Annotated in this window: 18 protein-coding genes, 1 pseudogene and 1 riboswitch; of the genes and pseudogenes, 14 read left to right on the forward strand and 5 right to left on the reverse strand. The window is 41.6% G+C overall.

All coding sequences use genetic code 11. The annotated features are described in order from the left end of the window. Nucleotides 1–100: 100 nt before the first annotated feature. A complete protein-coding gene (gene hpaI, locus BM095_RS10835) occupies nt 101–1024 on the reverse strand; it encodes a 2,4-dihydroxyhept-2-ene-1,7-dioic acid aldolase (protein WP_091661510.1) in 924 nt (307 codons plus the stop codon). 355 nt (nt 1025–1379) lie between these two features. Here hpaI and BM095_RS10840 point away from each other — a divergent pair, with 355 nt between their 5' ends. Then, nucleotides 1380–2426: a TRAP transporter substrate-binding protein gene (locus BM095_RS10840; RefSeq protein WP_091661512.1), complete on the forward strand. Its 1047-nt coding sequence runs from the start codon at nt 1380–1382 to the stop codon at nt 2424–2426. Nucleotides 2427–2661: 235 nt separating this feature from the next. On the opposite strand, the gene hpaD is transcribed toward BM095_RS10840, so the two are convergent. Genes hpaD through hpaE form a run of 3 tightly spaced genes read right to left on the reverse strand, consistent with a single transcriptional unit; the run spans nt 2662 to nt 6671 of the window. Then, the gene (hpaD, locus tag BM095_RS10845) at nt 2662–3642 is read right to left on the reverse strand and encodes a 3,4-dihydroxyphenylacetate 2,3-dioxygenase (RefSeq protein ID WP_091661514.1); all 981 of its coding nucleotides are present in this window, start codon (nt 3640–3642) and stop codon (nt 2662–2664) included. Nucleotides 3643–3659: 17 nt separating this feature from the next. Then, nucleotides 3660–5126 carry a 4-hydroxyphenylacetate 3-monooxygenase, oxygenase component gene (hpaB, locus tag BM095_RS10850; protein ID WP_091661517.1) on the reverse strand — a complete coding sequence of 489 codons (1467 nt, stop codon included), beginning with the start codon at nt 5124–5126 and terminating at the stop codon, nt 3660–3662. 21 nt (nt 5127–5147) lie between these two features. Further along, a complete protein-coding gene (gene hpaE, locus BM095_RS10855) occupies nt 5148–6671 on the reverse strand; it encodes a 5-carboxymethyl-2-hydroxymuconate semialdehyde dehydrogenase (protein ID WP_091661519.1) in 1524 nt (507 codons plus the stop codon). A gap of 191 nt (nt 6672–6862) precedes the next feature. Here hpaE and BM095_RS10860 point away from each other — a divergent pair, with 191 nt between their 5' ends. From BM095_RS10860 to BM095_RS10910, 12 genes and pseudogenes are all read left to right on the forward strand, one after another. Further along, complete coding sequence (locus BM095_RS10860) at nt 6863–7762, forward strand: LysR family transcriptional regulator (protein WP_091661522.1); 900 nt, start codon at nt 6863–6865, stop codon at nt 7760–7762. A gap of 54 nt (nt 7763–7816) precedes the next feature. Beyond that, the gene (locus tag BM095_RS10865) at nt 7817–8470 is read left to right on the forward strand and encodes a GntR family transcriptional regulator (protein WP_091661800.1); all 654 of its coding nucleotides are present in this window, start codon (nt 7817–7819) and stop codon (nt 8468–8470) included. Nucleotides 8471–8997: 527 nt separating this feature from the next. Then, nucleotides 8998–9924 (forward strand): phosphate/phosphite/phosphonate ABC transporter substrate-binding protein, encoded by a 927-nt coding sequence (gene phnD, locus BM095_RS10870; protein ID WP_091661525.1) that lies wholly within the window; start codon nt 8998–9000, stop codon nt 9922–9924. Between the two features lie 37 nt (nt 9925–9961). Then, a complete protein-coding gene (gene phnE / locus BM095_RS10875) occupies nt 9962–10723 on the forward strand; it encodes a phosphonate ABC transporter, permease protein PhnE (protein ID WP_091661526.1) in 762 nt (253 codons plus the stop codon). An 18-nt stretch (nt 10724–10741) separates the two neighbouring features. Then, nucleotides 10742–11491, forward strand: a complete 750-nt coding sequence (gene phnC, locus BM095_RS10880; RefSeq protein WP_091661528.1) for a phosphonate ABC transporter ATP-binding protein — start codon at nt 10742–10744, stop codon at nt 11489–11491. 334 nt (nt 11492–11825) lie between these two features. Then, nucleotides 11826–12590: a fumarylacetoacetate hydrolase family protein gene (locus tag BM095_RS10885; RefSeq protein WP_091661530.1), complete on the forward strand. Its 765-nt coding sequence runs from the start codon at nt 11826–11828 to the stop codon at nt 12588–12590. Nucleotides 12591–12622: 32 nt separating this feature from the next. After that, nucleotides 12623–13375, forward strand: coding sequence for a fumarylacetoacetate hydrolase family protein (locus BM095_RS10890; RefSeq protein WP_091661533.1), 753 nt, complete (start codon nt 12623–12625; stop codon nt 13373–13375). Nucleotides 13376–13420: 45 nt separating this feature from the next. After that, a complete protein-coding gene (locus BM095_RS10895; protein WP_091661536.1) occupies nt 13421–13801 on the forward strand; it encodes a 5-carboxymethyl-2-hydroxymuconate Delta-isomerase in 381 nt (126 codons plus the stop codon). A gap of 222 nt (nt 13802–14023) precedes the next feature. Next, nucleotides 14024–14263, forward strand: a pseudogene (locus BM095_RS16935) (transposase); the annotation flags it as partial. 382 nt (nt 14264–14645) lie between these two features. Continuing rightward, nucleotides 14646–15449 (forward strand): sulfite exporter TauE/SafE family protein, encoded by an 804-nt coding sequence (locus BM095_RS10900; RefSeq protein ID WP_091661539.1) that lies wholly within the window; start codon nt 14646–14648, stop codon nt 15447–15449. A 15-nt stretch (nt 15450–15464) separates the two neighbouring features. Further along, the gene (locus tag BM095_RS10905; RefSeq protein ID WP_091661542.1) at nt 15465–16364 is read left to right on the forward strand and encodes a LysR family transcriptional regulator; all 900 of its coding nucleotides are present in this window, start codon (nt 15465–15467) and stop codon (nt 16362–16364) included. A 153-nt stretch (nt 16365–16517) separates the two neighbouring features. Beyond that, the gene (locus tag BM095_RS10910; protein WP_091661545.1) at nt 16518–17144 is read left to right on the forward strand and encodes a LysE family translocator; all 627 of its coding nucleotides are present in this window, start codon (nt 16518–16520) and stop codon (nt 17142–17144) included. 128 nt (nt 17145–17272) lie between these two features. On the opposite strand, the gene BM095_RS10915 is transcribed toward BM095_RS10910, so the two are convergent. Further along, entirely contained in the window at nt 17273–18883 is a 1611-nt protein-coding gene (locus BM095_RS10915) for a sodium:solute symporter family protein (RefSeq protein WP_091661548.1), read from the reverse strand. A gap of 156 nt (nt 18884–19039) precedes the next feature. After that, nucleotides 19040–19156: riboswitch (SAM riboswitch) on the reverse strand. A gap of 188 nt (nt 19157–19344) precedes the next feature. Between BM095_RS10915 and BM095_RS10920 the strand changes: the two genes are divergently transcribed. Beyond that, nucleotides 19345–20325: a cation diffusion facilitator family transporter gene (locus BM095_RS10920; RefSeq protein WP_091661550.1), complete on the forward strand. Its 981-nt coding sequence runs from the start codon at nt 19345–19347 to the stop codon at nt 20323–20325. Nucleotides 20326–20346: the final 21 nt, after the last annotated feature.

Below are 20346 nucleotides of genomic sequence, written 5' to 3' on the forward strand. Positions count from 1 at the left end.
GCCACAGTCTCAAGGCATGGAAGCGATAACCTTTTGTTTCTTCTATGCAGGGATTCTAGTTGTGTAACGACCCCCCCCTTCTTCTTTTTCAACTGAATTATTATTTTGCAACTGGGGCCTCAATATTGTATTGCTTCAATGTTTCCCGAATTTCCTCCTGTAGTGCCTCAGATGGAAGATCCATTGGCATACGAAGTACCGGCTCGATTTTACCCATCATTCCTAAAGCAGCTTTCACAGGAGCTGGATTTGTATCTTTGAAAAGAACGTCATTCAGGTTCATAAGTTCATAGTGAAGACCCTGAGCTTTCTTTACATCTCCTTCTTCCCACGCATCATGCATTTCCGCCACTTTCTTCGGTTCTACATTCGCTGTTGCGCTGATAGAACCAGCTCCCCCGATAGTAAGCATAGGATAGCAGAGAAGCTCAATTCCTGAATAAAGAAGGAAATCCCTTCCACAGTTAAGCATCACTCTATTAACATGCTCGAAATCCTTGTTTGATTCCTTCGCACCAACAATATTAGGACAATCTTCTACGAGACGGGACATTGTCTTAACTTCCATGTTTTGGGCTGTCCGCCCAGGTATATTATAGATAATAATTGGGATGTCTACTGAATCCGCAACTGTTTTGAAATGCTTATAAAGAGCATGCTGGTTCGGTTTGTTGTAGTAAGGAACAATAACCATAGCAGCGTCTGCTCCCATTTCCTGTGCTTTTTTTGTCAAATACATTGTCTCGTCGTGATTCACAGAGCCTGTACCTGGTGCAAACGGAACACGTCCATTAATCGTTTTCATAGCATTTTCCATTACTTGGACGCGCTCTTCTGTCGTAAGAGAACTTGGTTCACCAGATGTCCCTGTCACTGATATAGCATGAGTGCCATTTCCCAATTGCCATTCAATTAATTCAGATTGTTTCTCTAAATCTAGCTCGTAGTTCGCTTTAAATGGCGTAATAACCGGACAGATGGATCCTCTTAACTTTTTTTTAATCTCCGCGTAACGTTGAGTCATCGATACTCCTCCTTGTACTAGCAAGATTAATATTTATTGAGACAGGATACCTTTACTCTAATTTAATTATATATATTTTCATATATTATTTCAATATATTTGTCAGATAATTATAAACACAGTTATACTATTTAGATTCCATTCAGAAAATTGACATTTATCTTTTAATAGTGTAAATTTTTAGACACTAAAAGGGTGTGCTTTGTCTTGGCTAAACCGTTATAAGAAGTTCATTGGTATGTTCATGATTTAAAACTTTATTTCTTTGAGATAACATTACAGTCTTTCCATAGCCATTCAAGTACATAACCTTGCAGAGAACATAAAGGCAGAACATATAAGGGGGTATAAAATAATGAAGCAAATTTTTGTTTCATTGTTTTTTCTGCTGACACTGACACTGCTGGCAGCCTGTGGGGGTGGACAAGAAGAAAGCAGTGCGGGAGAAGCGAAAAATGACAATGAAAAAGAAAACATAAGTGAGTCTAATGATGATCCAATCACCATTAAAGTCGGCCACATAGCAGGACCTGATGAAGCATATTCCATCGGGATGGAACAGTATGCTGAAGCTGTTGAAGAAGCAACAGACGGTCGTGTGGAATTTGAGATATTTGGTAATGGCCAACTTGGTGGCGAACGAGACGTTACAGAACAGATTCAATTAGGCAGTCTTGACATGAGCGTTGTAACCACGGGAGTTGTTGGTAACTTTGTAGAAGATATAACCGTCTTTGAAATGCCATTCCTATTCAGAGATTTAGAACATGCGTACGCAGTCTTAGACAGTGACCTTGCTCAAGAAATACTTGATGGCATGGAAGAAGAGGGATTGAAAGGCATTTCTTTTTGGGAAAACGGGAATCGTCACCTTGCTAATAACGAAAGACCGATCACATCTCCAGAGGATCTGGAAGGGCTTAAGATCCGTACAGTCGAGAACGACATGTTTTTAGATGCCTATCGTATGCTTGGGGCCGATCCTGTGCCAATGGCCTTCCCTGAAGTGTACTCCTCCCTGCAACAAGGGGTCATAGATGGAACAGACCAGCCTTACCCAATATTCTGGGGTAAAAATATATATGAAGTACAGGATTACTTATCAGAAGTAGGATTTTACTATGCTTCGGCTACGCTTCTAATGAATTTAGACTTTTACGAGTCTTTGCCGGAAGACATTCAAGAAATAATAGTAGACGTGGGTAAAGAATATGCACAAATCCAGCGTGATATTAACCAAGACTTAGTAGAGCAGGCAAAAGAGGCAGTTCAGGAAGACGGTGTAGAAATTACGGAAGCCGATGATGTAGATATCGAAGCATTCCGTGAGAAAATCCAGCCACTCCATGAACAATATGAAGAACAGTTCGGTGACTATTTAAAACGTATTAAGGAAATGTAAATATTTATCTATACGACTACTAACATGGGGCTGCTTAAAAGCAGTCTCATGTTTTCTTCATCGTCGTACGATTTATATAATCCTTCCCTATTATATTACTTTCCTGAATGCATACCTCGAGTGCCAATTATTAGCCCGATAAAGAAAATAGAGGGACATATCCCCTCCCATTTATCATCGTTATTTCTCGTTAGACTCATATCCGCGGTTTCCCCACTCCGTTTAGAGCAAGATTTCATATTACAAAATTTGGCTTGCGCTTTTTCAAAGTTGGTTCTTTGATACTGATTTTATTTGCTGTATGAATATCAAGCACTTCAGATGCCTCTTCAAACCAGCTGTCTGGTGCTTCGTGACCCCAAAATGTCTGACGCATCGGATCATCAAGGGCCCATCGGATCGGTTCAAAATCTGTATCCCCTGTAAAATAATCTCCGTTGTATAGCTCTATACGGTGCCCATCTGGATCTCTCAAATAAAGGAAAAAGGCATTGGATAGTCCGTGTCGCCCCGGCCCACGCTCGATGGCTTTCCCCCTCCCCATTGCCGCCAGCACATCGCATGCATCAATTAAACTAAGAGGGTCTTTCAACCAAAAACCAACATGATGAAGACGAGGACCCGGTGTATTCATAAAAGCTACATCATGAACACTTGGTTTTCGGTGCAGCCACGCTGCCCAAATACGTTCTTCTTCGGTCGCTGTGTACTCGGAGCAGGAAAATCCTAATTGTTTCACGTAGTAATCGTATGCTTTTTCCACATCTGGCACGGCGCAATTAAAGTGGTCAATGCGCTGGACTTTCGCCCCTTTATGCAAGTGAAATTGCTGTGTCATGCGATTCACTTGATCCATTTCCGCGTAAAATTCAATCGGGAGCCCCGAAACGTCTCGGATACGCAGCGTACGTCCGATAGCTGTTTGGCTTCCTTTTTCCATCCATTTCGTCTGAAAACCTTGACGCTGGAAATGTGCATGTAACGCATCGAGATCTTTCTCAGAAGCCATTTTGTAACTGATGGCCTCCACGGCTGCTTCCGGCTTTTTCTTCAACCACAAGCAATGATGGTTCCGCTCTTCAATGCCACGGTAGAAAATGTTTTCTTCATCCGAGTCGGTCTCGACGAAGCCAAGCGCATCATAAAACTCTCTTGACTTGTTCAGATCCGTTACGTGTAAAATAGCGCGTCCAGCACGAATGATATCAAAACTCATAACAAATACCTCCTATACTAAAGCACTGGTTTTGAGGTCTTGATTTGGTTTAAGAATTCTTGTACGTACTTTTTATATGGTTCTTTTTCAAATTGATCGAAATATGCCATTCCCATTTTTATTGGATCGCCAAAGAAGTAATACTCATAGTGCGTTTGGCGGCTTCCAAAAGCACTCAATGTAACGTCCCAAGCGAGACGGAAGAGTTTAACTCTTTCATAACCTTCGAGGTTCTTACCTTGAAGAGCTCTATTTACAAGCTGGCCAATTTCATCGTTATGGAAGTCTGCTTCCGTTGGAATACCCATCAAACCAGATGCTCCTAAGATTCTCAAGATCTCAACGATTCTAGGGTAAATACGCGGATACCAGTTTCTCGCTGCATTGAGCGCATCGAAATCTGGAGTCATGGTACCCCACTTATCTAGTTTTGCATTGTGCTCGGCACGGAATAGATGAGATTTCATATTTTCAAGGATAAGCATGACTTCTGTGCCTTTGTCTTGTACGTGTTGGAATTGATCAATGCCAATCGCATCCATGACGCTTAAAATGATGCCAAGCATAAATTCAGTTTTTACGATGTTCTTAGAAACAACTTGGTGAGACATATGAACAACAGCGTTTGTATCACGGAACGTACGGTTACAGATGGAAGAGTTCCCGCAAACAAACACTTTCTCCCAAGGAACGAACACATTATCAAAGTAAACAACTGCATCGCCTTCTTCGAAGCGGCTGCTCATCGGATGATCCCATTCATTTTTACCGTAATCGAAGGATTCACGGCTGATATATTTCAATCCTGGTGTATTGTTTGGTACTACAAATGCAAGGGAATATGGGTCATCTTGTTCTCCAGCTTTTTTCACTGTGGATGGGAATACAAGGATTTCATCTGTTATGCCGCCTTGTGTTGCCAGAAGACGCGCGCCATCTACAATAATCCCGTCAGATTTCTTTTCAACTAAGTGGAGTGCTACATTCGCATCTTTCTGTTCGTACTGTGCTTTTTGACGGTTTACTTGCGGGTGTATAAGCGTGTGCGTTAAGCTAATATCGTTTTCACGAGCGTATTCGTAGTAATTTTTCGCATTTTCAGCAAACATAGGGTCATCTTCTGCGAAAAGATCATTTGCAACACCCATCGCCATCACTTCCGCATTCAAATAGTCGGGAGAACGCCCCATCATCCCTCCGGAAGTTCGTGCCCATGCTTGAATAGCTTCTCTTCTTTTCCCAAGATCTTCGATTGTTTCAGGCCGCATAAATGTCATACCGACTTTATCACCCGATGTCGGGGAAGTATAAAGCATTTTTGCAGGCTCTTCGTATTGCAGGTCATACAGCTTTGCCATCGAATTTATGACATTTTTAAAACCGGGATGCGTCGTCGGATCTTCGACGCGCTCCCCATGAATATACACATTGTTTTTCGCATTGCGAATTCTTTCTTTGTATTCCGCTCCTGTTTTTGCAGGCATCAAAAACTCCTCCTTAAGAAATTATTTTTTCTTCCCAAACTGCGGGATATGATGATCACCAATGGCTACATGAATAATCTTCTGCTCGGTATAGAATTCAAACGCATAATGGCCGCCTTCTCGTCCGATACCACTGTGTTTTGATCCGCCGAACGGCGTACGGAGGTCGCGTACGTTTTGAGAGTTCACCCACAACATGCCGGACTCGATTGCTTGAGCGACACGATGGCCGCGCTTGATGTCATTCGTCCACACGTAACCTGCAAGACCGTAACGGACATCGTTTGCTTTTTCGATAACTTCGTCTTCATCTGTAAAGGTCATGACCGCGATCACCGGGCCAAAGATTTCCTCCTGAACGACTCTCATGCTGTTATCCGCATCCAAGAGGATCGTCGGTGCTATATAATTTCCTTTCGTTCCTTCTGGAATATGACCGCTGATGATTTCGCAGCCCTCTTCCTTCGCAATCTCGAGATAATTCTTTACGTTTTCATAGTGCTTACGGTGGATAAGCGGTCCCACTTGGGTTTCTTCTTTCATTGGATCCCCGACGATAATGTTGTCCACCCGCTCCTTCAGCTGTTCAATGAAAGAGTCTGCGATACTTTCGTGAAGATATAAGCGCGAGTTCGCTGTACAACGTTCCCCGTTGAAGGAGAAGATTCCCCACGTCGCCGCATCCAACGCGCGGTCCAGGTCAGCGTCGTCAAACACGATGATTGGCGATTTCCCTCCGAGTTCCATCGAAAAGCGTTTCAAGGAATCTGCGCCGTTTTTCATAATTTCTGAGCCGGTTGTCGTCTCCCCGGTGAATGAGATCAGTTCTACATCCGGGTGCGCCACCAAAGAGGCCCCTGCCATTTCTCCGTAGCCGTGTACCACGTTGAAGACACCGTCTGGAAGTCCGGCTTTGTCAATCACTTCCGCCAAACGGTTCGCGGTGAGCGGGGACCACTCGGCCGGCTTAAGAATGACCGTATTTCCTGTCGCAAGCGCCGGGGCTATTTTCCACGTTTCCAACATGAACGGAGCGTTCCACGGAGTGATGAGACCGGCAATTCCTACCGGAGCGTGGACCGTGTAGTTTAAGAATTCATCATCCACTTGGTATGTTTCTCCAACCAAACGGGCGGATACCATTTCCGCATAGAAGCGGAAGTTGTTGGCCGCACGAGCGACCATTTTCTTCGTCTGGCTCAGTGGAAGACCTGTGTCGTACGACTCCAGCGGCGCGATTTCATCGATATGCTCATCAATCAAATCAGCGATTTTATAGATGTAAGCCAGACGGTCTTTCAATTTCAAGCCGCCCCATTCTCCTTTAAAGGCTTTACGGGCTGCTTTGACTGCTTTATCGATATCCGCTTCATCTCCGAAAGCCACTTCGTTGATTTTGTCATTCGTGTAAGGACTGATATTCTCGAACGTCTCCCCGCTCTCGGCGTCGACAAACGAACCGTCAATATATAGTTTGATGTCTGTAATAGAATTGATTACTTTTTTCCCTGCTTCGCTAACATCAGTTAGACGATCATTACTCATGCTTTCATTCCTCCTATCATGGAATAACGCAACTTTCAATAAAAATAAGGTATGTTTATGGAATTATCTAAATACTTGTGTTTTCAACATATCATGTTATATATTATATTAAAAATATTTAAAATATTGGTTTTTTATACTTTTTTAATATACAATGACTTGAACAGAATGGAAGAAAGGATAAAATTAATATGGATATCAAGCATTTACGCTATTTTTGTACTGTGGCAGAGGAAAAGCAAGTGACAAAGGCTGCTAGAAAACTTCATATGGCACAGCCGCCTCTCAGTCAGCAATTAAAAAAAATGGAAGAAGAGGTAGATGGTAAACTGTTTGAACGACATGGACGTGATCTGGAATTAACCGCGGCAGGAGAGGTATTATACAAGAAAGCAAAGAAGATTCTTCGAGACCTGGAGGAAACGATGGTTGAAGTGAAAGAAACCAAAGAAGGAATCCGCGGGGTCTTGTCGGTAGGTTCCAATAAATCATGTTTTTCCTATCTGGCAGAACAGCTAAAGCGCCTCCGGATGCTGCACCCAAACATTTCATATCAACTCCGTGAAGGTGATACATACTTTTTAGAAGGATGCATCACAAAACGGGAGATTGAGCTTGCTCTTGTCCGTCTCCCCGTTAACTTGGAGGAATTTTCTATTTTACGTCTCCCTTCCGAACCATACGTCGTTGTTATTCCGGAAGAATGGCAGAATGGTGAGTCAGATGTTTTTCACGTTTCCATGAAAGAATTAAAAGACATTCCTCTCATGCTACTACACCGAATTAGCGGAACAGGGCAATTCGAGCTCGTTGTTAATGAATGCAGGAATCATGGATTCGAACCTAACGTTATATGTGAATGTCCTGACGCTACCATGCTTCTTTCCCTTGCCTCCAGTGGTGTTGGTGCTACTATTGTTCCTAAATCCACATTATATGGGTTTCCCTATGATAATATACGAGTGTTGGAATTAGAAGATGCTTCTATTGCTGCCGAGCTCGGTCTCATTTGGAAAAAAGACCATTATATAACCAAGACAGCCCAGCGATTACTTGATCTATTCAAAAGCTCTTACCCACATACAATGTAGTGATAAAAAGGTGTCCTGTTGCCATTATATATAATACTATATATAATAAAATTCATGACACAGAAAAAAATCAATAAAAGCAAACACGCATATAACGTACTCCGTACACGAATTCTCGATGGGACATATGCTCCAGGCCAGCGTATCATTTTGGATCAAATTGCAAAGGAGGTTGGTTCCAGCCATATCCCTGTTCGGGAGGCTATCCGCCGTTTAGAAGCAGATCAGCTTATCGAATATAAACCCAATGTTGGGGCTATTGTTTTATCCATTGATGAGAACGTCTATAAGCAAACATTAGAACTATTAAGCGTACTTGAAGGTTACGCGACTATACGCAGTGCTCCCTATATGAACGAAAGAGATATCGAAGAGCTCCGTGGCATTAATAATGAAATGAAAGAATCTCTTCATCAATATGACCTTCATACATTTAGTGAATTAAACAAGAAGTTTCATTTTGCTATTTACTCTCATTGCTCCAATAAACTTCTTATTAAACAAATAGAAGAATCATGGGAGAGGTTAGATACCGTTAGGAATTCCCGATTTGCTTTCTTCCCGATGAGAGCGCCCGAATCTGTAAAAGAACATGATAATATCATTGAACTTTTAACGAAAAAAGCTCCTACCGAGGAGCTAGAAGCATATACACGCCAGCACAAATTAAATACTCTGACCGCTTATGAAAAAAATAGAGGAAAATAGGAAAAAGCACGTGTCCTGAATGGAATAAAGCGTACTGATCCCGGTAACTCTATAGTACTAATGAAGAGACTCATCACTTTTTGGAAGAGATATTGGTTAAAAAGACGCAAGAATCCATTTAAAGAGGGCCTCTCATTCGACCGCCCATGATATGCGTTTTTCCCTTGGTGCTGTCCGGAGAGCTTTTTTCGTTATCGTTTGGTACATTGGTACACTATATCGATTGTTCTTAGACCAGATGCATTTACGAATCTCCTCGTATAAAGAGATTCCTTTTTTAAGTGGCCGTTCCATACTTATGTAACGATGATATCATCATAAATTACCACATTGCTTCATGTGATCAGGTTCAGTACTTTAAATGGTGGTAGTATACTCACTTATCCCCCCACCTCAGTTAGCCTCTCCTTTCCACTGAGGACCTTTTTTCCTTTACACAAAGAATAAACAATGATAGCTTATTTACGCAACGATTTGAAATTAAATGAGCGAGATAATGATATTTGTGAAATGGGAGGATTACTTGTATGAAAAAATGGTTCACTGCTCTTATCGTAAGTTCTGTTTGTTTACTAGGAGCTTGCGGCGGGGAAGAAAATGAGAGACAGGAAAATCAAGAAGAAAATACTAAGGATACTTCCGATGATTCACTGGAGGTAGCAGTAATTCCAGCCCAGTCATCAGGTGAAATGGCCACTGGTTTAGATAAACTTGAAAATACCTTGAATGAACAAATGGAACAAACGGTAGAAGTAGAACATTATCCAAATTACAACGCTGTCGTTGAAGCGTTAAATTACGGTCATATTGATCTTGCTTACCTCGGTCCTCTTACATATGTCGTTGCCCATGAAGTTAGCGGGGCAGAAGCAATTATTACGCAGGAAATTGATGGAACACCATATTATCACTCCTACATTCTCACTCATGCAGATAGCCCTTGGGAAAACTTGGATGATTTACTGGAAGACTCTGAGGAAGTCGACTTCGCTTTTGGTAGTATTTCCTCTACCTCTGGTTCATTGATCCCCGGTTTGGAATTAAGAGAGCGAGGCGTATTTAATTCAGAAGATGATCATGATTTTTCCACTGTGCGATATACAGGTTCTCACGATGTAACGGCTACGGCTATTGCAAGTAAAGAAGTGGACGCGGGTGCTATTGACAGCTCTATTTTTCATGAACTGGTGAGTGACGGAACAATAGATGAGAGTCAATTTAAAAAAATATGGCAATCTGAACAACTCTATCAGTATCCATGGGCCGTGCCAGCAGATATGGACGATGAAATAAAAGAGGACCTTCAAGATGCTTTCACAAACATTGAAGACCAGGAGATTTTGGATATATTCGGAGGAGCGTCGGCGTTCGTAAAGACAGATCATAGCCATTATGAAAGCATTAGAAAGGCAGCAGAAGACTTTGGTATGCTGAACACAGACAGTCTTGATTAACATATGAATGGTACGTTAAATAGAAGGGGTTAAAGGAATGAGCTGGTTTCGAAAAAGAGCCTGGATTTATGCCGCGGTTTTAGTTCTGTTCACCTGGTGGAGCATGAGAAAAACAGAATTTGAGTGGGAAAATTTCAAGGAACTCAGCAATGCATTTGTATTTTTACAAGAGCGATTTTTACCCGGTACTTGGGATATTATTCCGAGTCTGATGGATCCTATCCTTGTTACGCTTGCCGTAGCATTTTTAGGGACATTTATTGCTTTCCTAATCGCCTTACCACTTAGTTATACAGCTGCAAAAAATACGACAAGCAATCGTTTCATTTATTTCTTTAATCGTTTTTTTCTCTCTATTCTTCGTTCTGTTCCAGAGATTGTATTTGGTCTAATTTTTGTAGTAGTTTTTGGCCTTGGCCCCTTCCCTGCTGTGATGGCAATTTTACTGCATAATATCGGAGTGTTGGGTAAATTAATATCAGAACTCGTGGAAGCAGCAGATCCTGGGCCGCAGGAAGCAATGAAGTCCGTTGGCGCTGGACGTCGAACAGGTAATTTATTTTCTATCCTTCCACAAATTTGGCCAAATGTCTTATCTCATTACTTTTACCGGTTTGAAGTGGCCATTCGTACCTCCCTTATTCTCGGATTTATTGGAGGCGGAGGAATAGGACAAAAATTGATCAATGATTTTAACAGCTATAATTATCAAGCAGTTACAGTTGAAGTGCTTTTAATTATGATTTTAGTTATTATTGTTGATTTATTCGGGGCTTTTGTTCGTAAGAAAGTGATTTGATAAAAAGAAGGGAAAAATATGATTGAATTAAAAGATGTAACCGTATTTTATCCACAAGCAAAAGAAGCGGCTTTAAAAAATGTAAATCTCACGTTTGAGCGAGGGGAATTTATTTGTGTCCTTGGTCCGAGCGGAGCAGGAAAGTCGACGATGATACGTACTATAAATGCGCTTCAGCCCGTAAGTGAGGGTAAGGTTTTAATAAATGGAGAAGATCTATCTAAGCTGTCTGAAAACAAACGACGTCAGTGGAGAAGCAGAACAGGTATGATATTTCAGCACTTTCATTTAATCCCACGACTTACCGTTGAGCAAAATATTCTTACCGGCCTTTTTGGTAAACGTAACGCCATCTCAAATATTCTCGGCCTTTTTAATGCTTCCGAAATACAAAAAGCAAACGAGGTGTTACGCCAAGTGGGATTGGAACAAATGACCGACCGCAGAGTAGAATGGCTGAGCGGCGGCCAGAAGCAGCGCGTAGGTGTAGCTCGAGCACTGATGCAAGAACCTGAAGTTTTTTTGGGGGATGAGCCCGTTGCTAGTTTGGATCCTAGTATTTCCCGTTCCATCTTTCAACTTTTGAAGAATATTCATGAAAACGAAGACCTTATTACCCTTATTAACGTGCATGATGTCTTCCTTGCTAAGTCTTTCGCAACTCGGGTGATTGGCCTGTCAGACGGAAAAGTCGTATTTGATAATTCTCCGGAAACCTTATCAGCAGAAAACCTAGAAACTATTTATGGCAGTACTCCACAAGACTAAAAATCCCCTTATTACGTAATAACTTGTGCGTCGGTAGATTTTGCATTTTCGATATTATAAACGGATTTCCTGCTGATTCTGTAATTATAGCTACAGGCAGCCCTCCCTCTTTATAGCATCTACAAGGCGCTTCTTTTTGCGCGTGTTTTTCCCTTTTAACATTCGAAGAATTTTTATATTTCCCCACCGAAATTTATGATCCACCTAAGGTTTTATATCTATGCAAGCAACATCTTGCATTGTTAATTATCAGAATTAATTGAAATCTTATAACCCATTATATATAATAACATATATATTTATCTTCCTGACCATAAAGGAGTTGTATGTATATATGGCGAAAGCAAGGAGTCTCTTTAATGACTTATATCAATCTACAACAGTCGAAGTGGAGACGGCAACTAACCAAGTAACTCATAAAAATAACACACACCAAGCCAACGATTTACACTGGCGTGTTCCTGTGTCTGGCACTGTCTATGGGACTGCGCTTAACTATAAAGGGCAGCTCGAGCAAATGGGTGACAGTCTGAATGAAGATCCATATAAAGCTCCGCCAAAAGCGCCCGTTTTATATATTAAGCCTATAAACACGTTTACCCCTCATCAAGCTTCTATCCCATTACCTGACGGAGAACAAGAATTACAGATTGGTGCGGCTCTTGGGGTAGTATTTAAAAAAACAACAACACAAGTTGAAGCTGACTCGGCACTTGATTATATCGAAGGCTTTACCATTGTAAATGATGTCAGCATTCCTCACGAAAGTGTACACCGCCCTGCCATTAAACAAAAGGCGAGAGACGGCTTTTGTCCGATCGGCCCTTGGGTCATACAAGCAGAAGACATCTCCAATCCGGATGACTTGAGGATAGAAATAATGGTAAACGGTGAAGTAAAGTTAACAAACTCGACGAAGAACCTTGTAAGAAATGTAAAGGAATTAATTGCGGACGTTTCTGAGTTCATGACATTCTACAAAGATGATGTCCTTCTCGTCGGCACACCAGAAAATGCTCCGATTGTGAGAGAAGGAGACACTGTCGCCATACAAATTGAGGGAATTGGCACACTAGAAAACAAAGTTGAAGCTGAATAACGAAGAATGAGACAAATAAGGAGGCTCCATCAATGAAAAAAGCACGAGTAGCTGTAGGCGGTACAGTCCATGATGCCTTTGAGTATAAAGGAAAAGTAAAATTAACAGATGGCCGTGTATTCTCAGAAGAGGAAGTAGAATGGCTCTCCCCTGTGGAACCACAGACGGTATTTGCACTAGGCTTGAACTACGCCGATCACGCCAAAGAGTTGTCTTTTAGTGCTCCTAAAGAGCCGTTGGTATTTTTAAAAGGCCCAAACACCTTTATTGGACACAATGCATGGACGAAGCGTCCAGATGAAGTTGAACTCATGCATTATGAATGTGAGTTAGGTGTTGTAATAGGAAAAACTGCTAAAAACGTCAAGAAAAAGGATGCTTATCAATATGTAAAAGGATATACCGTTTCTAATGATTATGCTATTCGCGACTATCTTGAAAACTACTATCGTCCGAATCTGCGTGTTAAGAATCGCGACACCTGTACACCGATTGGACCTTGGCTTGTAGACCGAGATGATATAGAGGATCCTATGAATCTTCCATTACGTACAATTGTAAATGGAGAAGTAGTGCAGGAAGGCAGTACAAAAGACATGATATTTACAGTTCCTGATTTAATTGAGTATCTTAGCAGCTTCATGACATTAAATGAAAATGACATTATTTTGACTGGAACACCAAAAGGAACAGCTGGTGTTCATGCGGGGGATGAAGTGGTTACTGAAATTGAAGGTATCGGCGCTTTAAAAAATAATATTATTAGTGATAAAGAATTTGCCTAATCCCCAGCTACAATTACTCCAACATCTAACAACGGAGGAGATGTCATGCCGCATTTCATTGTGGAATATACAGATAACCTAAAATCAGAGGGAGACATTCCTTCCCTTCTACAAAAAGTAAACGATGTCATCATTGATCAAGGGGGTGTATTTCCAACCGGCGGTATACGTTCACGAGCCATAGAATTAAAGGATTACGTAGTGGCAGACGGCAAAGAAGATGACGCATTCGTGCACGCTCAACTTCGTATTGGTGGCGGACGCAGTGATGAGGAAAAGAAAAAAGTATGCGATGATATATTTCAAGTCATGACTGACCACTTTGAAGATTTACTAGAAAAACGCTACTTAGCTCTGTCATTTGAACTTCATGAATTTCAACACGCTACTTATAAGAAAAATAACATACACCAAAGGTTTAAATAGTCATTTTAAAAGTGTCCCGGAACCTCCTCAGGTTCACGGGACACTTTTTTGTACAGTTTTTTCGGTTCTATACTAAATGTGATGGTGCCTCCTATTCTATCAAGGCTTAAAAGAAGCCAAAAAATACACTCATTCCCTCTCTTTAGCCAATCTAAAGTTGCGACACAAAAGATCAAAGAAGAGGAAAAGAGTGCAAGAACATTTTATCATGAAATGTTGGGTATCTTTGCTGATCGTTTTCATTTTATGAGACAAGTGTATTAAGTGCTCGATGAAGTAAGGCGTGAGGTTCAACCGAACTTGGAAAGAGCCCCTTTATAGAGGCCTTCCTTAAAGTGATAAAGACATTTAAACGGTGGCCGAAAAGAGATCTTACAATCCTTTATGTATGCATTCAATAATGAGTGCATGGAAGGCGTGAATAATACCATTAAGGTCACCAAACGCATGTCTTATGATATCGATTGAAGAAAAGCAAAATATTATAGCGACAAGAGGGAAGAAAAGCTCTGATGGATGATAGATAAACCGTGAAGCAGAGAAAAAATGCGAGACTCCTGCGGAAAAACGGACGACCGAGACCCCGCAATGGTCTAAGTGAGGAGGCTCGGGCGTTCGTCCGCGGAAAGCGAGTATTTTTTCTCTATGGCCTATAAGTACCCTCATGTTAATGAAAAGCCTTTGAATAAGAGAAGGACATGAAATCACACCACCACATTTGACAGAGAACCGTTTTTTATCGTTCATCGCGTTTTGTTATATGCTATTCTGTTTTGCTGTTTTACCTTCTTCTCCCCTTTTTTCATGGTATAAATAGAAGTAACAGCAGCAAGGAGGAGTGACCATGACGTTTATACTGCTTATTTTATTGGGTTTCGCCGCTAGCGCTTATGGTACGATCATCGGTGCCGGTGGTGGTTTTTTGTTCGTACCGGCTCTGTTAACATTTTACGAGATTAGTCCGGAGGCTGCTGCGGCTACAGGGTTAGCTATTGTATTCATTAATGCTGCTGCCGGGATGCCTTTACTGTTGAAACAGCGAAGAATTCTAATAAGAACAGGTTTATTCTTATCTTTAGGAGCCATCCCCGGTACCTTTTTAGGCAAATGGCTAGTCACCTTCAGCCCGGACGGTATATTCTATGCTTTGTTTGCTTGTCTTCTCATTGGTCTTGGTTTATTCTTAACATTAAAGAAGCAAAAGCCTGCCAAATCAGAAGCAGAAACAGCCGCTACGGCGGAAAATGTTATGTCCTCTGAGGAGACTAAGGAAGAAAATGAAGATAAATCCGTAGAATTCTGGAAATTGTTATTAACAGGTGCATTGTTAGGAGTGATCTCTTCCTTTTTCGGCATTGGAGGAGGATGGCTGCTCGTACCTATTTTAGTATATGGATACAGTCTTTCCATTAAGGCAGCCACTGCAACTTCTATGTTTTCGCTTGCCATATATTCATTGGTTGGTCTCATTCCATCCGTGATAGACCAATCCGTCGATTGGGCAGTGGTCGGCATGAGCGGAATCGGTGTTCTCCTTGGTGCCCAAGCCGGAGCGATGCTTTCGAAAAAGATGAAAGCCACCACCATTGTCCGTCTTTTAGCCGCAGTCGTGATTATTATGGGTATTAATATGTTTTTTCAAATTTAACGTGGGGACGATGGTATGAATATTCAGACCTTCCAGCTCTTTTGCTATGCAGTCGAAGAAAAAAGCATCAGTGGTGCGGCCAAAAGAGCTTTTTTATCTCAACCTGCTGCTACGAAAAAAATCAGACAGTTGGAGGAACACTATTCTACTTCTTTATTCGAACGGGATTATACTCCTCTGTTACTAACTGCTGCCGGCAAACGCCTATACCATTATGCCAAGGCTATGATAGAAAACTACCATGATTCAGTAGAGGCAATAAGTAACATCCGAAACGAAGGAACCCATTCCCTTAACATCGGATCATCTTATACTCTTGGAGAATATGTACTTCCAGAAATAATCAGTGCCTTTCAGCAGAAACAGCCCTCCACTCACTTGCAATTATCGATTAGCAACACCCCTACTATTTTGTCTGATCTTGAAAATAGAAAGATTGAGATCGCATTTGTAGAAGGTGGTATAACAAACCAAGAGCTTAATAAAAGAGTTATTGCTTACGATGATATTATTCTCATCGTGGCCCCCGGTCACCCATGGGCAGGGAAACAAATTGTGCCTAACAATTTGACCCAGGACCGACTGATACGCCGAGAAAGCAATTCCGCTACTCGGCAAATTATTGAGGACCACCTGGCCAAACGGCTGAATACAGGAAGAATCAAACAAACCCTTGAACTAGGTACTACACAAGCCATAAAAAGCGCCGTTCAGTCCGGTTTGGGCTATGGGTTTGTTTCCCGCTTGGCAGTACGGCAAGAACTGAGGGTAGGCCTCCTTTCGGAAGTGCAAGTAAGTAGCATTCAGATTCAACGCCCACTATGGACTGCAAGCAGAATTCAGCGTTTTCCCAAGGACTCCATTGGTCAGTTTACCGCTTTCGTTGAATATTTTCTGAAATCAGAGACTTCATAAAAGGCGCGCTTGTGCCTGCCTATTGACGAGCACGCTAGAGAGCCTTCGAGCTGATGGCGGCTGAAGATAACTCTCAAAAAATGCCAAAATGGGACACATTCGTTCTCTAACATCTTATACTTTACTAACCATGCATAAAAGGAGGAGTTTGGATTGGATATTGTCATTGTTCTTGCTTTTATCGGAACGGCAGTGGCTCTTACTTTAGCTCCAGGGCCTGATATTCTTTTTGTCATTGTTCAAAGCATTGCCCAAGATAAAAAAGCGGGAATAGCAACGGCTCTCGGCCTTTGTTCCGGATTATTGGTACATATTACTGCAGCAGCCATTGGTATTTCCGCTCTCATCTATCAATCTTCGCTCGCTTTTTCTATTGTAAAATATGCAGGAGCCGCTTACTTGCTGTATTTAGCGTGGCAAGCTTTTCGTTCTCGTGAAAAGGCAGCGTTGGATGCGGATGCTCAGCCCTCCATGCAATATCAAGCATTGTACCGAAAAGGGATTGTCATGAATTTACTAAACCCCAAAGTGTCGTTGTTTTTTCTAGCATTATTGCCGCAATTTACTCATGAAGGAGCTGTTCCGGTCTCTATTCAAATGATAATCTTCGGCCTCTTATTCTTACTACAGGCTTTTGTCATCTTTTCTCTTGTTAGTATACTAGCGAGTAAAACAGGACGCTTCATCTTTAACAACCCCATGATTTCAAGACGGATGAACATCATACAAGGCAGCTTATTTACAGTAATCGGACTTCAAATTCTCTTTAGCAATAAATGAAGGTAAAATTCTTTCCTTTTCTAATGGCAGCATGCATAGTTACGTACTTTCCCACTCACTCTTCATTAGATTTTATATACAAAAATCCTCGCTCCGTCTTATGACAGGAACGAGGATTTTGTAATTTATTATGCAGTTTTCGCTATCCGATGAGCCGTATCTTTCTCTCTCACAAATAACATTGTCGTAATGAAAAAGGCGATAACAGCGGCGAAAGCAACCAGCCCGAAGAGTCCTTGTTCATACAGTGGTTGGAAATAAGCCACATTAATCGCTACAAGAACGATCCCGACGGCAAGGAAGCCGAATCCTTTTGCCGCTTTTTCTTTTGGTTGAATGCTCCATTTACCCAAAGTAGTTAATACAGTAACAAAGACGATTGTAGCAATATTTACAGACATCCCTATCCAAACAGGATGAATGTTCAAGAAAAACTGATCAGGTGCCCATCCGCCTAAATGGTACCATAGTAAGCCTGAAGTAAATCCAGTGGCTAATGAGGAAACTACCGCGCTCCGTGTAACGAGCGGCCAGAATATAGCAGCAACCACGGGAGCAAAGGTAGCGGAGTTACGTATTGTCCAAGCAAATACATTCCACCATGCTGATTGCTCTGTCCGCAGGGTACCAAATACAATCATCAGACCTGTTAATATCAACAAGGACCATTTGGTATACTTCACCAATTGTTCCGGATTTGCTTGTGGAAAAATGGCACTTCCTGTATCTTTCCCTAAACTAGTCGCGCCTGAGAATTGACAAGGTGCTCCCCAGCCGAGCGCGCATGCCCATATACCAAGAAAGAACAGGCCAACGAGTGGTGCAGGCAGAACTTCCATTAAGTAAAGCGGCAATGCGACTAATCCAAGACTTTCTCCTGGGACGACGACAGCTGCGGAAAGCCCAAATAACACCCCAAAAAAGATAAAAGGTAAACTCATTATTTCAGCAATAATTAGACCTTTCTGCCCTTCTTCCGGACTTTTTGCTGATAAAGCCATTTGGAAAGCCGCCTGAGCAAGAATAACGTTTACAAAGAATGTCCCAAACCATACTAAGATGACTTGTAAGCCAGCCCCGCCAAAATCGAACAATTCCGGACGGTCTACAGCTAACTGTTGGATACCGGATATACCTGGATTGATGAAAAATGCGATGGCCCCGACAATGAACATTAAAGCAAAAACAATCGTATTCATCGTCTGTGTAAAAGCGACAGACCACATACCTCCCGCCTGCAAGTAAATAAATAACAATAACGCTGTGAAAGCAACAGAAACGGATAAAGAGATGCCAGTAAATACGTGAAAGGCAGAAGCAAAGGCAATCGCTGTTGCTACCGACCACATTGGAAATGCAAAGGCAGTAATCGCTCCTGATAAAGCCTTCGCTCCGCGGCCATAGCGATCTCCGATGAGACCAGATACAGTAGTAAGCATTTTTTTACGAAATGGTTTAATAATTAATAAAGCAATAATCAACACTTGAATGGTCTCTGCTACCCCATACCATACTGCCGACACACCTGTAAGATATGATAATTCAACAATTGATATGTACGTTGAACCTGAAAACAATCCGGTAATACAAAATGCGACCGTCCACCACCTAAAATTTCTTCCACCAACAAAATAGCCATCTCCACGAGTAGTTTTCCGTTTAGCAACGTTTCCAACAATAATCAAGGCCAGTGTATAAATTAGTGCAAATCCAATCGTCCACGCTCCATAAGCACTCATGTATCTCTCTCCTATCTCCTAATTAATATATTTTATATTTTTTATAAATTTACTTGGTTTTAGATATCAATAATGTTCCTTTTCTCTCTATATCAATCAAGAAGCCCCTTTTCCTGAAAAGAAAAAGGGGCCGAATAATATTCAATATCCTACTCCCTTTTATCTTTCAGACATCGTGTCTGCTGGATTGGGCACCTTTTTATAAAGCAATCAGCTTATAAATGGTTGCCGCGGGCTCATAGGACCAGTTTCCTCCACCGCTCTTGATAAAAGTATCACTTATTGACTCATTCATTTGTTTTATTAGTATAAGATCAGTCCTGATATTTGTCAATCCTTTTTAGACTACAATTATTCATCTCATTCCAGGACTGCATTCATATTTTTTTGAGCGGAAGCCATACTAAGATTAAAATCTGTCTCTTCTCATTAAAAGAAAAGACATTGGTCAGGTGAAGCAAATGGCAATCATTGAGTTTTTCAAAAGAGGAAATGTCTCTTCCGGTGTAGCAGCCTTAGGGAATACAGTATTAGCTGTTGTAAAAGGTATAGCTGCGACTTTAAGCGGGAGTGGGACTATGTTTGCAACGACGTTGCACTCAGTTGCTGACGCTACAAACCAAGGCTTTGTTTTTTTTGGGAGTGCCCTCGCAGAAAAAGAACCTACTAAGCGTTTTCCCGCAGGATTCGGACGGGTCGTTAACCTTTTTGTGCTAGTCGCCGTCATGGTAGTAGCTGTTATGGCATATGAATCGATTATTACTGGATGGGATCTGATTTGGAATCCACAAGCCTCTTCTAACTTCTGGTTAAATGTTTTTATCTTAGCAGCTGCAGTTCTCGTTGATGGTTACGTCTTAATTAAAGTTATAAAGGAGATAGCGAAAGAATCACGATCCGATACTACTGGGTTCGCAATCATCCCTGAGGCATATAAAAATGTTAAATACGCATCACCGCCCACACGGCTCGTATTCTACGAAGACAACATTGCTACCTTTGGTACGTTACTTGCTTTGATTTTCGTGCTATTGGCTAACTACACCGGTATGTTGTTTCTTGACGGGGTAGGGACATTATTAATTGGCCTTCTTCTTATTGGAATCGCCCTGAAAGTTGGGTATGACAATATGGTCGGCCTCATTGGAGTAGCTGCGCCAAAGAAAGTGGAAGATCGAGTGGCCGATACAATTCTAAGTCACACGGAAGTAGTAGATATTAAGAAAATGCGCATTTTACAAGAAGGAAGGCAATATCATGTCGAAGCTTATATCGAATTGACGAAAGGATTATCCCTTGATGAAGCTGACGACATAAAGAATCAGGTACAAAATGACATATTATCAGATCCTGACATTGATGATGTTACCTTAGGTATATATGAAACCGATGATCAGCCTTCGTGGGAAGGTCACCCAGGAAAAACTCAAACAGATTCATAACGGCGTACGTTCCGAGAGCCG

Source organism: Alteribacillus iranensis (assembly GCF_900113025.1).
In the GTDB taxonomy this organism is placed as follows: domain Bacteria; phylum Bacillota; class Bacilli; order Bacillales; family Marinococcaceae; genus Alteribacillus_A; species Alteribacillus_A iranensis.

Coding starts and splice junctions, on each gene's coding strand:
- hpaI (WP_091661510.1), bottom strand. CDS start 1,024: ATGACTCAACGTTACGCGGAGATTAAAAAAAAGTTAAGAGGATCCATC.
- BM095_RS10840 (WP_091661512.1), top strand. CDS start 1,380: ATGAAGCAAATTTTTGTTTCATTGTTTTTTCTGCTGACACTGACACTG.
- hpaD (WP_091661514.1), bottom strand. CDS start 3,642: ATGAGTTTTGATATCATTCGTGCTGGACGCGCTATTTTACACGTAACG.
- hpaB (WP_091661517.1), bottom strand. CDS start 5,126: ATGCCTGCAAAAACAGGAGCGGAATACAAAGAAAGAATTCGCAATGCG.
- hpaE (WP_091661519.1), bottom strand. CDS start 6,671: ATGAGTAATGATCGTCTAACTGATGTTAGCGAAGCAGGGAAAAAAGTA.
- BM095_RS10860 (WP_091661522.1), top strand. CDS start 6,863: ATGGATATCAAGCATTTACGCTATTTTTGTACTGTGGCAGAGGAAAAG.
- BM095_RS10865 (WP_091661800.1), top strand. CDS start 7,817: ATGACACAGAAAAAAATCAATAAAAGCAAACACGCATATAACGTACTC.
- phnD (WP_091661525.1), top strand. CDS start 8,998: ATGAAAAAATGGTTCACTGCTCTTATCGTAAGTTCTGTTTGTTTACTA.
- phnE (WP_091661526.1), top strand. CDS start 9,962: ATGAGCTGGTTTCGAAAAAGAGCCTGGATTTATGCCGCGGTTTTAGTT.
- phnC (WP_091661528.1), top strand. CDS start 10,742: ATGATTGAATTAAAAGATGTAACCGTATTTTATCCACAAGCAAAAGAA.
- BM095_RS10885 (WP_091661530.1), top strand. CDS start 11,826: ATGGCGAAAGCAAGGAGTCTCTTTAATGACTTATATCAATCTACAACA.
- BM095_RS10890 (WP_091661533.1), top strand. CDS start 12,623: ATGAAAAAAGCACGAGTAGCTGTAGGCGGTACAGTCCATGATGCCTTT.
- BM095_RS10895 (WP_091661536.1), top strand. CDS start 13,421: ATGCCGCATTTCATTGTGGAATATACAGATAACCTAAAATCAGAGGGA.
- BM095_RS10900 (WP_091661539.1), top strand. CDS start 14,646: ATGACGTTTATACTGCTTATTTTATTGGGTTTCGCCGCTAGCGCTTAT.
- BM095_RS10905 (WP_091661542.1), top strand. CDS start 15,465: ATGAATATTCAGACCTTCCAGCTCTTTTGCTATGCAGTCGAAGAAAAA.
- BM095_RS10915 (WP_091661548.1), bottom strand. CDS start 18,883: ATGAGTGCTTATGGAGCGTGGACGATTGGATTTGCACTAATTTATACA.
- BM095_RS10920 (WP_091661550.1), top strand. CDS start 19,345: ATGGCAATCATTGAGTTTTTCAAAAGAGGAAATGTCTCTTCCGGTGTA.